This is a genomic window from Prevotella sp. P5-108 (assembly GCF_002251385.1).
Taxonomy (GTDB): Bacteria; Bacteroidota; Bacteroidia; order Bacteroidales; family Bacteroidaceae; genus Prevotella.
Window position 1 is genome coordinate 88,966 of record NZ_NPJJ01000043.1, and the last position, 13,549, is coordinate 102,514.

Annotated in this window: 13 protein-coding genes; all 13 read left to right on the plus strand. The window is 46.8% G+C overall.

The window, feature by feature from the left end:
• Positions 1 to 294 precede the first annotated feature (294 nt).
• The 13 genes from CIK95_RS08535 (at position 295) to CIK95_RS08595 (ending at position 13,549) form a co-directional block, all read left to right on the plus strand.
• Positions 295 to 825, plus strand: coding sequence for a nitroreductase family protein (locus CIK95_RS08535; protein WP_094466789.1), 531 nt, complete (start codon positions 295 to 297; stop codon positions 823 to 825).
• The gene (locus tag CIK95_RS08540) at positions 818 to 1,336 is read left to right on the plus strand and encodes an HAD family hydrolase (protein ID WP_094466790.1); all 519 of its coding nucleotides are present in this window, start codon (positions 818 to 820) and stop codon (positions 1,334 to 1,336) included. The genes CIK95_RS08535 and CIK95_RS08540 overlap by 8 nt, the downstream gene beginning before the upstream one ends.
• Positions 1,337 to 1,355: 19 nt before the next feature.
• Positions 1,356 to 1,925 carry a Maf-like protein gene (locus tag CIK95_RS08545; protein WP_022311006.1) on the plus strand — a complete coding sequence of 190 codons (570 nt, stop codon included), beginning with the start codon at positions 1,356 to 1,358 and terminating at the stop codon, positions 1,923 to 1,925.
• A 228-nt stretch (positions 1,926 to 2,153) separates the two neighbouring features.
• Positions 2,154 to 3,149 carry a MoxR family ATPase gene (locus CIK95_RS08550; RefSeq protein ID WP_022311005.1) on the plus strand — a complete coding sequence of 332 codons (996 nt, stop codon included), beginning with the start codon at positions 2,154 to 2,156 and terminating at the stop codon, positions 3,147 to 3,149.
• A complete protein-coding gene (locus CIK95_RS08555) occupies positions 3,149 to 4,024 on the plus strand; it encodes a DUF58 domain-containing protein (RefSeq protein WP_094386420.1) in 876 nt (291 codons plus the stop codon). The genes CIK95_RS08550 and CIK95_RS08555 overlap by 1 nt, the downstream gene beginning before the upstream one ends.
• A 24-nt stretch (positions 4,025 to 4,048) precedes the next feature.
• Positions 4,049 to 5,122: a hypothetical protein gene (locus CIK95_RS08560; RefSeq protein WP_094466791.1), complete on the plus strand. Its 1,074-nt coding sequence runs from the start codon at positions 4,049 to 4,051 to the stop codon at positions 5,120 to 5,122.
• 2 nt (positions 5,123 to 5,124) lie between these two features.
• Entirely contained in the window at positions 5,125 to 6,123 is a 999-nt protein-coding gene (locus CIK95_RS08565) for a VWA domain-containing protein (protein ID WP_022311002.1), read from the plus strand.
• Positions 6,124 to 7,146 (plus strand): VWA domain-containing protein, encoded by a 1,023-nt coding sequence (locus tag CIK95_RS08570; RefSeq protein WP_094466792.1) that lies wholly within the window; start codon positions 6,124 to 6,126, stop codon positions 7,144 to 7,146.
• Complete coding sequence (locus tag CIK95_RS08575; RefSeq protein ID WP_094466793.1) at positions 7,143 to 7,817, plus strand: tetratricopeptide repeat protein; 675 nt, start codon at positions 7,143 to 7,145, stop codon at positions 7,815 to 7,817. The genes CIK95_RS08570 and CIK95_RS08575 overlap by 4 nt, the downstream gene beginning before the upstream one ends.
• 40 nt (positions 7,818 to 7,857) lie before the next feature.
• On the plus strand, positions 7,858 to 10,440 hold the full coding sequence (locus CIK95_RS08580) for a BatD family protein (RefSeq protein WP_094466867.1): 2,583 nt from the start codon (positions 7,858 to 7,860) through the stop codon (positions 10,438 to 10,440).
• Between the two features lie 16 nt (positions 10,441 to 10,456).
• Complete coding sequence (locus CIK95_RS08585; RefSeq protein WP_094466794.1) at positions 10,457 to 11,143, plus strand: phosphatase PAP2 family protein; 687 nt, start codon at positions 10,457 to 10,459, stop codon at positions 11,141 to 11,143.
• The gene (locus tag CIK95_RS08590) at positions 11,143 to 12,393 is read left to right on the plus strand and encodes an S-adenosylmethionine:tRNA ribosyltransferase-isomerase (RefSeq protein ID WP_094466795.1); all 1,251 of its coding nucleotides are present in this window, start codon (positions 11,143 to 11,145) and stop codon (positions 12,391 to 12,393) included. The genes CIK95_RS08585 and CIK95_RS08590 overlap by 1 nt, the downstream gene beginning before the upstream one ends.
• Positions 12,394 to 12,412: 19 nt before the next feature.
• Positions 12,413 to 13,549: a DUF2027 domain-containing protein gene (locus CIK95_RS08595; RefSeq protein WP_094466796.1), complete on the plus strand. Its 1,137-nt coding sequence runs from the start codon at positions 12,413 to 12,415 to the stop codon at positions 13,547 to 13,549.

Genomic DNA, 13,549 nt, shown 5'->3' on the forward strand with positions numbered 1-13,549 from the left:
ACCACCAAATCCAAAGTTAGTCTAAGGCGCGATTTAACAGATGCCAACCATCGTTTAATTATTTCACACTTCGCCATCGCCGTTTCGTAGTCTGCAATCAGTTTTTGCTTGGACTGCGGCATGTATGGCTGCATTGTCTATTTACTCATTACGACCACCGGAAACCGGTCAATTATCATGAAAGTGAGGAAAAATGTCGGAAATTATTTTGAATTCTTCTTCGCTATCACTAACTTTGTATCAGATAATAACGACGGCGGATAGCACCGTTGTCACATTAATCAGTAAAGACGTATGGATTTCAAAGATTTAGTAGCACATCGACGCAGTCATCGCCGTTTCAGTGATGAAGAGATTGCCCCCGAGGCTCTGCAGCTCATACTGCGGTCGGCGCTTATGTCGCCGACATCCAAGAGTAGCCGCAAATGGCATTTCGTAGTGGTAGATGACAAGGTGGCGCTCGAGAAGATGGCCGACGCCAAAGAGGTTGGAGCCGCCTTTCTCAAGGGTGCGCCCTTGGCCATCGTGGTTTGCGCTCCCCCCGACGAGGATGAATGTTGGATAGAAGACGCGTCCATCGCTGCGGTTACCATACAGTATCAGGCTGCCGACCTGGGCTTGGGTTCCTGCTGGGCGCAGATGCACGGCCGCGGTCTCTCCGACGGTACCACCGCCGACGAGGTCATTCACGGCATCCTGGGACTCGATGATGCCTACAAGGTATTGTGTGTCATCGCTATAGGTCATTATACTGATGAGCGCAAGCCTCAGAATGAAGATGCGCTGAAATGGGAAAATGTTACAATATACAACGGGAATGATTAATTACGATTTAACCAAGGTCAAGGCCATCATCTTCGATGTAGATGGCGTGCTTTCGGCCGAAACGATAGGCATGGATGACGAGGGCCAGCCTCTGCGCACGGTCAACATCAAGGATGGCTATGCCATACAGCTTGCCTGCAAGATGGGGCTGCATATAGCCATCATGACTGGTGGCCGTTCGGAAGCTATTGTCAAACGATACACCTACCTCGGGGTAGGCGATGTCTACATCAACTGCTCTATGAAGATGGAGACCTATCAGGATTTCAAGGCAAAGAACAATCTGGATGACAGCGAGGTTATCTATGTGGGCGACGACATCCCCGACTATCAGGTGATGCGTCGCTGCGGTTGTCCGTGTTGCCCCGCCGACGCCTGTTCCGATATCCAGGAAATCAGCACCTATGTCAGCCGCTGCAAGGGTGGTTACGGCGTAGGCCGCGACATCATCGAGCAGGTGCTCATGGCTCAGGGAAAATGGTTGAGCGACAGCAAGGCTTTCGGTTGGTAATCGTATTAATATCAAGACGATGATAGATACTCCTTATCATATAATCCTTGCCTCCAACTCTCCCCGCAGGAAAGAACTTCTGGGCGGATTGGACTTGGAATACGAAGTGCGCGTGGTTCCCGGTATCGAGGAAAACTATCCCGACGGACTTACCCCCGAGCAGATACCCCAATATCTGGCTTGCCAGAAGGCTCAAGCCTATACGCTGAGTGCCGGAGAGATGCTGATAACAGCCGATACCGTTGTGGTGTTAGGCAGAGAGGTGCTGGGCAAGCCTGCCGATGAAGCCGAGGCCAAAGCAATGCTGGCCAAACTGAGCGGCAAGACACATGCCGTGGTCACCGGCGTGGCTCTTACCACCCTGACCAAACAGCACGCCTTCCACGTGGTGACAGAGGTAACCTTCAAGCAGTTTACCCAGCAGGAAATCGATTACTATGTGACTACCTATCGCCCCCTGGACAAGGCCGGTGCCTATGGCATCCAAGAGTGGATAGGTTTCATAGGTGTCACTGCGCTCAAAGGCAGTTTCTTCAATGTGATGGGGCTGCCAGTACAACGCATATACGAAGAGATATTCAAGTTCTGAGTATCCCCCATGAAGTAAGGACAAATCCCGTTTTGGCATGTCGCGATGCAGCCAGCCTAAACGGGATTTCCCTTGTGCTGTGGCTATCTGCGGCGCTTGCAACATGCAATTTTTCTTAAAATAAAGTGATATTTCTCCTTTTTTAATATAATTTAGAACCTATCTTTCGGCTCTATGTTTGTTTTGTAGTACTTTTGCACCAAAATCAATATAAAAGCAAAAAAGATTATGGCAGAAGCTATCGATATCCGCGAACTCAATGTGCGGATAGAACAACAAAGTACCTTTGTCACCAATCTGACAACAGGTATGGATCGCGTAATAGTAGGACAAAAACATCTGGTTGACTCGCTTCTTATTTCCCTCTTGAGCGATGGTCATATATTGTTGGAAGGCGTACCCGGCCTGGCAAAGACTCTGGCGATAAAGACCCTGTCACAGTTGATAGACGCCAAATATAGCAGAATACAGTTTACTCCCGACTTGTTGCCTGCCGACGTTGTAGGAACAATGATTTATAGTCAGAAAGAGGAAGCCTTCCAGGTCAAGAAGGGCCCTGTATTTGCCAATTTTGTACTTGCCGATGAGATAAACCGAGCTCCCGCCAAGGTGCAAAGCGCTCTGCTCGAGGCCATGCAGGAACACCAGGTGACTATCGGTGACAATACGTTCAAGCTGCCTACTCCCTTCCTGGTTATGGCTACCCAGAACCCCATTGAACAGGAAGGCACCTACCAGCTTCCCGAAGCCCAGGTAGACCGTTTCATGCTCAAGGTCATCATAGACTATCCCACACTGGAAGAGGAGAAGAAGATTATGCGTGAAAACCTTGTGGGCGGTCTTCCACAGGTAATGCCTGTGACAACCGCCGAAGAGATAATGCGTGCGCGTGAGGTGGTAAGCCAGGTTTATATCGATGAAAAGATAGAGCAGTACATCGCCGACATCGTATTTGCCACACGTTATCCCGACCGTTATAATCTCAAGGAGCTCAGCGACCTGATTACCTTCGGTGGCAGCCCCCGTGCCAGCATCAATCTGGCCAAGGCCGCCCGTGCCTATGCCTTCATCAAGCATCGCGGTTATGTGGTGCCCGAGGATGTGCGTGCCGTCGCTCACGACGTTTTGCGCCATCGCGTAGGATTGAGCTATGAGGCAGAGGCCAACAATGTCACTGCCGAAGAAATCGTATCCAAGATTATCAATAAAGTTGAAGTTCCTTGATGGAAACATCTGAAATCTTAAAGAAGGTCAGGAAGATAGAGATAAAGACTCGTGGATTGAGTCAGAACATCTTTGCCGGACAGTATCACTCAGCCTTCAAAGGAAGAGGTATGGCCTTTTCCGAGGTTCGTGAATACCAGTATGGCGACGACGTGAGAGATATCGATTGGAATGTAACCGCCCGTTTCCACCGTCCTTATGTCAAGGTGTTTGAAGAAGAGCGCGAACTTACGGTGATGCTCCTTGTCGACGTCTCGGGTTCGCTCGACTTCGGTACGTCGCATCAGTTGAAGCGCGAGATGGTTGCCGAGATTGCTGCCACGCTGGCTTTCAGCGCCATACAGAACAATGACAAGATTGGCGTGATACTCTTTTCTGATCGGATTGAGAAATATATCCCGCCAAAGAAGGGCCGCAAGCACATCCTCTATGTTATCCGTGAGATGCTCAACTTCAAGCCCGAGAGCAAGCGTACGGACATCGGCATGGCTATCGAGTTTCTCACCCGTGTGGCCAAGCGTCGCTGTACGGCTTTTGTCTTAAGCGACTTCTATACACGCAACGACTTTGAAAAGCAGTTGCAGATAGCCAGCCAGAAACACGACATCGCCTCGATACAGGTCTATGACCCGCGTGCCAAAGAGCTACCCGATGTAGGATTGCTCAAGGTGTGTGATGCCGAAACCGGCCACGAGACTTATATCGACACTTCGAGCAAGAAGCTGCGCCAGGCTCATGCCAATTATTGGCGCCAGCGGGAGAGTGTGCTCAGGCAGACTTTCGTCAAATGTAATGTCGACTGGGTGTCGGTGGCTACAAATGAAGACTATGTGCGCAGTCTGATGTTGCTCTTCGCCCAGCGTGGACATAGTTAAGTATGAATAGAGAATAAGTAGTTTATGTATTTTAGATATTTGCTTTTATCAATGTGTTGTCTGCTGCTGGGCGTAAAGTCGTCAGCACAGGTAAGCGTTGAAGCCAAAATCGACTCCATAAGCATTCTTGTGGGTGAGCAGACCAACCTGGAGGTTGCCGTCACAGCCCGCAAAGGAGCAAAAATAGTATGGCCCAACATCAAACCGTCGCACTATCTCGTTCCCGGTGTCGAAATCATTGATGTGACCGATGGCGATACTTCGGAAGTGGACAACAACGTAAGGATAAGTAAAAGAATTACATTGACATCTTTCGACGAGAAACTCTATCCTATACCCGGCATGAAGGTAAAGGTGGATGGAAAGCCCTATGAGGCCAACCAGTTGGCACTGAAGGTAATGACCATCGATGTCGACACGCTTCATCCCAATCAGTTCTATCCTCCCAAGACCGTGCAGAACAATCCGTTCTTGTGGAGTGAATGGAGCGGTCTGTTCTGGATGAGCGTATTGGTACTGGTGCTGATGGGTGGCATCTTCTACCTGTATATCCGTCTGCGTGAAAACAAGCCAATCATTGCCAAGATACGTATTGTCAAGAAGGTGCTGCCTCACCAGCGTGCCCTCTCTGCCATGGAGAAAATCAAGGCAGAACATCTGGAACGTTCGGACGACCAGAAGACTTATTACACGCAACTCACTGATGCTCTGAGACAATATATCAATGAGCGTTTTGGTTTCAACGCCATGGAGATGACTTCCTCGGAGATTATCGAGCGTTTGCAGCAGAATGGCGACAAAAAGATGATCGGTGAACTCAAAGAGCTGTTTGAGACAGCCGACCTCGTGAAGTTTGCCAAGTACTCTACGCTCATCAACGAGAATGACCTGAACCTGGTCAACGCCATCAACTTTATCGACCAGACCAAGTTGGAGAACGTGCCTACCGAAGAGAGGGTAGTGCCTCAACTGAGTCAGGAAGACAAACGAACAAAGAATACACGACGCGCCATAAAATGGGTGATAGCCCTATCCTCTGCATTGGTGATAGTGCTGTTGGCTTACATCATTTATAGTGCCATTCAACTAATCAGTTAAATATGGAATTTGCCAATAAAGAGTATTTCTTTCTGCTTCTCTTGCTGATACCTTATGTGCTTTGGTATTTTCTGTATCGCAAGAAGAATGAGCCCACAATACGAATGAGTGATACATTCGCATACCAATATGCTCCCAAAAGCTGGCGTATAAGGATTATCAACCTACCGATGCTGTTGAGATGTATCACCTTTGTTCTGATAGTAATCATTCTGGCTCGGCCACAGACCCACAATGCGTGGGATAAAAAGGAGGTCGAAGGCATCGACATCATGCTCGTTATGGACGTTTCGACCTCAATGTTGGCTGAAGATCTGCGTCCCAATCGTATAGAGGCCGCCAAGAATGTTGCCGCCGAATTTATCAATGGGCGTCCAAATGACAATATCGGCTTGACGATATTCGCAGGCGAGGCATTTACCCAGTGTCCGATGACAACCGACCATACATCGCTGCTCAACATGCTTCAAACCGTGCGCACGGACATCGCGGCAAGAGGCTTGATACAGGATGGAACAGCTGTAGGAATGGGTTTGGCAAGCGCGGTGGCACGACTGAAGGACTCAAAGGCCAAAAGCAAAGTGGTAATCCTGCTCACCGACGGTTCGAACAACATGGGAGACCTCTCGCCAATGACCTCGGCACAGATAGCCAAAAGCATGGGCATCCGCGTATATACCATCGGAGTGGGTACCAACAAGGTGGCACGTTATCCGGCGATAGTTGCTGGCGGCGTGCAGTATGTCAACATACCTGTAGAGATAGACACCAAGACGCTAAGTGATATAGCTGCCACAACGGATGGCAATTTCTATCGGGCAACCAACAATGCCGAGTTGAAGAACATCTACAAGGATATCGACAAGTTGGAGAAGACAAAGATGAACGTAAAGAAATTCTCTAAGAGATATGAGGCTTATCAGCCATTTGCCATTGCGGCCATCCTCTGTCTGCTTTTGGAAATATTATTAAGAACAACGGTATTAAGAAGAATTCCCTAAATTATGAGATTCGAAGATTCTATATATTTATGGTTACTGTGGGTGGTGCCGATACTTGCCTTCATCAGATTGGTAGTATGGCGCCAGCGGCATAACAAGTTCAAGAAATTTGGCGACCCCCAACTCTTGAAGTTGCTTATGCCTGATGCTTCTCCGTATAGACCTACGGTAAAATTCTGGCTTTGTCTTGCCGCATTGTCATTGCTGATTATTGTCCTCGCACGCCCGCAGATGGGTTCTAAGGTGTCGCAAGAAAAGCGAAACGGCATAGAGTTGATTATTGCAATGGATATCTCAAATTCGATGAAGGCACAGGATGTGGTTCCCTCGCGTCTGGACAAAGCCAAGTTTATGGTAGAAAGCCTGGTCGACAATTTCAATAATGACAAGGTGGGACTTGTGGTCTTCGCCGGCGATGCTTTTGTGCAGCTGCCGATAACCAGTGACTATGTATCAGCCAAGATGTTCCTGCAAAATATCAGTCCGTCGCTTATCAATACCCAAGGCACCGACATTGCTAAAGCCATTGACATATCCATGCACAGCTTTACGCAACAGGAGAAGGTGGGTAAGGCCATCATTCTCATCACCGATGGTGAAGACCATGAAGGTGGCGCGTTGGAAGCAGCCAAAGCCGCAAAGAAGAAGGGTATCAATGTGTTTATCTTGGGCGTAGGTAGCGAAAAAGGAGCTCCAATTCCCAATGACGATGGTGGATACTTGACTGACAATACGGGGCAGACGGTTATGTCTGTTCTCAATGAAAAGATGTGTCGTGATATCGCTCAGGCAGGAAGTGGCATGTACATCCATGTAGACAATACAAGTGATGCGCAGAACCAACTGAACAACGAACTTGAAAAGTTACAGAAGGGAGACTCTGACAGCGTGATTTACAGCGAATACAACGAGCAGTTTCAAGCATTTGCAATCTTGGCAATGCTTCTTCTTATCATAGAAGCGTGTCTCCTGGAGGTGCGCAATCCCTTATTCAAGAATATCAAATTGTTTAAAAAGAAATGAGATTACGGTATATTTTCTTGATATCTATATTGCTTACTATCAGCGCTCATCTGTCAGCCCAGAATGACAGACAATTGGTGCGCATAGGTAACAGGTTCTTCTATGAACAGAATTACGCAAAAGCAGAAATTGAATATCGTAAGGCTATAGCCAGTAATGGCGGAAATACTCAGGCCATATACAACTTGGGGTGTGCTTTGCAAGCACAAAAGAAAGACTCTGCAGCGATAAAACAATATGAACTTGCAGGTAAAATCGAAACCAACAAGATAAGAAAGTCAAAGTCCTATCACAATATAGGCGTCATTTGCCAGTCTCACCAAATGTACAAGGAAGCCATCGAAGCCTATAAGGAAAGTCTGAGAAACAATCCAGGTGATAATGAGACTCGTTACAATTATGTATTGTGTAAGCGGTTGCAGAAAAATCAGAAGAATCAAAACGACAAGCAACAAAACAAAGACGACAATAAGGACAAAAAGAACAAGGACAAGAAACAAGAGAACAAGGATAATCAGCAGCAGAAGCAGCAGCAGAGTAATGAGCAAATGAGCAAAGACAATGCCGAGCAACTGCTTAATGCAGCTATCCAGGAAGAGAAGGCTACGCAGCAGAGACTGAAGAAATCGATGCAGAAGCCACAAAAGCGAAACTTGGACAAGAATTGGTGATTTTGTCAGATACGTGTTCTTTTTTATAATCGCAATCATAATGACAGACATATTGAATGAATTGAAGATGAAACGATATATATTGATACTCGTTGGTATTTATATTACAATGGCCATCAAGGGACAGCATATTAACGTTGCTGCCCCTTCTCGGGTTAATGTCGGTGAAAATTTCAGAGTGGCATATACAGTAAGCACTCAGGATGTCGATGATTTCAGATCAAACATGCGTTCTACTGACGAAGTCGAAGTCATCGCTGGACCTTATGCCTCCAAAGTCTCAAGTTTCAGTATGGTCAATGGTCATACAACTTCCAGTTCATCCATAACATACACATATACTCTATATGCCAACAAGGCCGGAATATTCACGGTTCCCGCCGCTCACGCTAAAATCCATGGCAAAACTATTGCCTCTCATAGTACAAAGATAACGATATCCGGTCAGGCGCGTAGCAACAATAACAATGCTCACAACAATCCAAACACTTCTGCCATCCATGAACAAGGTAGCAGAATATCTGGTAACGAACTCTTTATCAAGGTAAGTGCTAACAAACGCAAGGTTCATGAACAGGAGCCGATCTTGCTGACTTACAAAGTGTATACAACGCTGGAGCTGACTCAGTTGGAAGGAAAGATGCCGGACTTGACAGGCTTCCATACACAAGAAGTCAAGTTGCCGCAACAGAAGAGTTTCCATATAGAGAGGGTTAATGGTCGTCCATATAGATGCGTAACATGGAGCCAGTACGTCATGTACCCTCAAATGACAGGTAGCTTGAAGATACCAAGCATCACTTTCCATGGTATCGTGGTTCAGGAGAATCGCTCGGTTGATCCTTTTGAGGCTTTCTTCAATGGCGGCTCTGGTTATGTGGAGGTAAAACGCGACATCGTTGCCCCGGGCTTGTCCGTTGAGGTAGAGCCGTTACCCACAAAACCGGCGAATTTCTCTGGCGGAGTCGGTAAATTCAATATCTCTGCCCAGGTAGACAACAAGGATATCAAGGCGGGTGAGCCTCTTAACTTCAGAGTCGTTATCGGTGGTTACGGCAACTTGAAACTTATCAAGCAGCCTGTTGTAAAGTTCCCCAAAGATTTCGACCAGTATGATGCAAAGATTACAGACAAGACCAAACTTACGTCCAATGGCTTGGAGGGAAACATGATTTATGACTTCCTTGCTGTTCCACGCAATCAAGGCAACTATACAATACCTCCCGTTGAACTCGTCTACTATGATGTTGACCGCAATCAGTATCGCACCGTGAAGACGCAGGCCATTAATTTGCAGATAGCTAAAGGCGATGGCAAGAGTGGTAGCGTCTCTGACTATGCCAAGGATCAAAATACTGATATCCGTGGCATCAAAGAAGGCGGAGTCACAATCAAAAATTTCTCTTCAATGTTCTTCGGTAGCGTAGCCTATTGGACTTCATTGATTATTGTAATAGTAATCTTTGTCGTATTGCTGGTTGTTTTCAGAAAGAGGGCAGTCCTTAACGCCGACGTGGTCAGAATCAAGGGTAAGAAGGCCAACAGAATTGCAACCAAACGACTGAGGAAGGCAAGCAAACTGATGATACAAGGTAAATCCGAAGAATTCTATGACGAGGTGCTTAGAGCCTTGTGGGGATATGTCGGCGACAAGTTGAATATGGCTATCGAAGAATTGTCAAGAGATAACATTTCGCAGACATTGGCCAATCACAGCGTTGATGATGCTACCATCCAGAAGTTTACTGATGCCTTGACAGAGTGCGAGTTTGAAAGATTTGCGCCCGGAGACCCTGCGGGCAACATGAACAAGACTTTTGAATCTGCAATGACTGCCATTATTGAAATTGAGAGAGTGATGAAAAAGAAGAACCGTATCAATACGAAAGCGTTGTTGGTAGTGATGGCGCTGGCAGTTTCATGCCAGGTTGGTGCTGTTACCAAAGAAAATGCTGACAAGGAATATAAGAGAGGTAACTACCAACAGGCCATACAGGATTATCAAGAGCTCCTGAAGAGCGGTAAATCTCCTGAGATTTATTATAATCTCGGCAATGCGTATTTCCGTTCTGACAACATTTCGCAATCAATTCTCGCCTACGAGCGTGCGTTGTTGTTATCGCCCGGAGACGCTGATGTACGGTTTAACCTGAAATTTGCGCGCAACAAGACCATTGACAAGATAGTACCAGAAGACCAGATGTTTTTTAAGACATGGTATCAGTCACTGGTATTTTACACTGGCATTGATTCTTGGGCTATTGTCAGCCTAGTGTCCATCATCGGAGCATTGTCTTTGGTCCTTTTCTACTTATTTGGCAATCGAGTATTGGTCAGGAAGGTAGGTTTCTATGGCGCCTTAGTTCTTATCGTTGTCACCGCATTCAGCATGCTTTTCGCGCAACAACAAAAGGAGATGCTGTTACACAGAACAGGCGCAATTATCATTTCTTCCACAGTAAATGTGAAGAAGACGCCCGCTCCTACATCTACTGATGTTTATGTCTTGCATGAAGGTACGAAGGTAGACATAACAGACCAGTCCATAGAGGGTTGGTACGGCATCAAACTTGCTGATGGAAGAGAGGGATGGATTAAGTCTTTATCTTTGGAGAAGATATAATTAGCTGTAATTAAGCATGAATTATTCTACACTATATGACGCAGACAAAACCTTGCTGATGGTCTTCAATGGGAGCCATTGCGCCTTCGTTGACAGATTGGCAGTGACGCTGACTTGCGGCTATATGTGGATACTGCTTTATATTGCCCTCTTGCTGTTGGTCATAAATAACCATAAAACTGTGGCCCAAATCTCATTGGTCATAGGTATGGCCTTGCTTGCTATAGTCTTGAGCGAGGGAATGGCAGACTTGATAGTTAAGCCACTCGTTGCTCGACTTCGCCCCATCCATGATACACTTATGCAAGATAGTGTTCAGGTCGTCAACAATTATCGTGCAGAGGGATATAGTTTCTTCTCTGCCCATGCATCCAACACTATGGCTGTGGCCGTTTTCTTCAGTTTGTTAGTTAAGGACCGCCTCTTCGCATGTACCTTGATTACCTGGGCGCTCGTCAATTGTTGGACGCGGCTTTATCTTGGCGTCCATTATCCGAGCGACATTATCGTTGGGATGGTGTGGGGCAGTGTCAGCGGCCTTTTTGCCTATACTATGTATAATAAGGTAAAAGACACAAGACGCGTTAGGGCCTCCGACGACGCCGCGACCACCGATATGGCGTATCGTCGTTCAGATATCAACACAGTAATCTGCGTCATGGCGCTATTAGTTATATTCGCAATCATTTTTAGTTTGACATAATGGATACAAAACATATTAAAATCAGTGATTACAATTATCCGCTGCCCGATGAGAGGATAGCCAAATTTCCTCTTGCCCAGCGTGATCATAGCAAACTACTCTTGTATAAACACGGCATAGTTTCGGAAGATGTTTTCAATCATCTGCCCGACCATTTGCCGGCTGGTTCGTTGATGGTATTCAATAATACCAAAGTGATACAGGCGCGTATGCACTTCAGGAAGGAGACCGGCGCATTGATAGAGATATTCTTGATGGAGCCCGCTTTCCCCGTTGACTATGAGCAGATATTCCAGACACGTCGCCACTGCGCGTGGAGGTGCATGATTGGTAACCTCAAGAAATGGAAGGAAGGTTCTCTGCATCGCGAGTTTGACATCAACGGCCATAAGTTTGTCCTCTCAGTCAGCCGCGACAACTCTCAGAACACAAAGGTCGCCACTGGCACCAACTTCTGGATTAACTTCGATTGGGATTCCGACGAGGTAAGTTTTGCGGAAATCTTGGATTCCATCGGCGAGCTTCCTATACCGCCATATCTTAACCGCGAGACACAGGAAAGTGACAAGACGACATACCAGACTGTCTATTCCAAGATAAAGGGTTCCGTAGCTGCCCCAACAGCAGGACTTCATTTCACCAAGGATGTCCTTGAGGCCTTAGATGACAAGGGTATTCACCGCGAGGAATTGACGCTCCACGTAGGCGCAGGAACCTTCAAGCCGGTCAAGACCGAGCAGATTTGTGGCCACGAGATGCACAGCGAGTATATCGTCGTCAAGCGTACCACCCTGCAAACCCTCTTGCAGCACGACTGTAAGGCCATCGCCGTGGGAACGACAAGCGTCCGCACACTTGAGAGCCTATATTATATAGGTGTCAAATTGCAGTATAATTCCAATGCTACTGAAGACGAGCTCCATGTCAATCAATGGGAGCCTTATGACGACAACCGTAATGGCAAGATAGTTGATGGCATCAGCCCCTGTCAAGCTATTCAGAATATACTGACATATCTTGAGACAAACCATCTTGAGGCACTGCATACAAGCACACAGATTATTATAGCTCCGGGTTTTGAGTACAAGATAGTCAAGATGCTCGTCACCAATTTCCATCAGCCACAAAGCACATTGCTTTTGCTGGTAAGTGCATTTGTCAATGGAGACTGGCACAAGATATATGACTACGCGCTGAGCCACGATTTCCGTTTCCTCAGCTATGGAGACAGTTCATTATTAATTCCCTAATTATTGGAAACGTAAAGATATGAAAATAGGAGATAAAGTTAGCTTCCTCAGTGAAACCGGCGGCGGAGTCATTGCAGGATTTCAAGGTAAGAATATTGTCCTCGTTGAGGATGAAGACGGCTTCCAGATTCCAACCCCCATCAATGAGGTAGTGGTCATTCGCAATGACGATTATAGCATTGCCAAGGTAGTTGCCAAGACCGAAAGCAAGCCTAAAGACAACAAGAGTGTCAAGGCCCTGCTTGCAGATGGTACGGATTCCGATGTCGATACCGATGTCGAATATGTCGACATCGCCGACAAGGAAGTTACCTTTAAGATGCCAGCCGAAGAGCGCAAAGGCGGAAACGCTCTCTCATGCTATCTTGCCTTTGTCCCAATCAATATCAAGGAGATGACGACCACCCGGTTTGAAGCCTACCTTGTCAATGACTGCAACTATTGTCTGCAATACTCGTTCATGACTGCCGAAGGTAACGCCTGGACCCTACACTCACAGGGAGAAATCGAGCCCAATACATCTTTATATATAGAAGAGGTAGGAAGAGAAGAGCTCAACAGCCTTCTCAAGATGGGATTCCAACTCTTTGCCTACAAGAGAGAGAAGTCTTTCATCCTTAAACCTGTCGTTGAGGTTCAACTTAGGCTTGACCCCGTCAAGTTCTATAAACTCCACTCGTTCCAGAAGACCATTTATTTCGACACACCGGCATTGTTGTACACCATTGTAGAGGACGACAAGATTGCGCATCCTCTCCATATCGATGCCGCTGAATTGAAGAGCAAGATGGCAGGCAACGTTGAACCTTCCCGTTTGGTGTCTGGCAAAGATACTGCCACCAAGCCACAGTCTGCACCGCGTCCGCGCAATAACGACGAACTGGTTGTCGACCTGCACATTGACGCTCTTCTCGACAGCACTGCTGGCATGTCGCATGCCGATATCCTCAACTATCAGATTGGCAAGTTCCAGGAAGTGCTGGATAAATACAGCACCCAGAAGGGCAAGAAGATTATCTTTATCCATGGCAAGGGCGAGGGCGTGTTGCGCCATTCCCTCATCAATATGCTCAATTACAAATATAAGAGATACCAGTATCAGGATGCATCATTCCAGGAGTATGGTTATGGAGCAACTCAGGTAACTATCAGATAA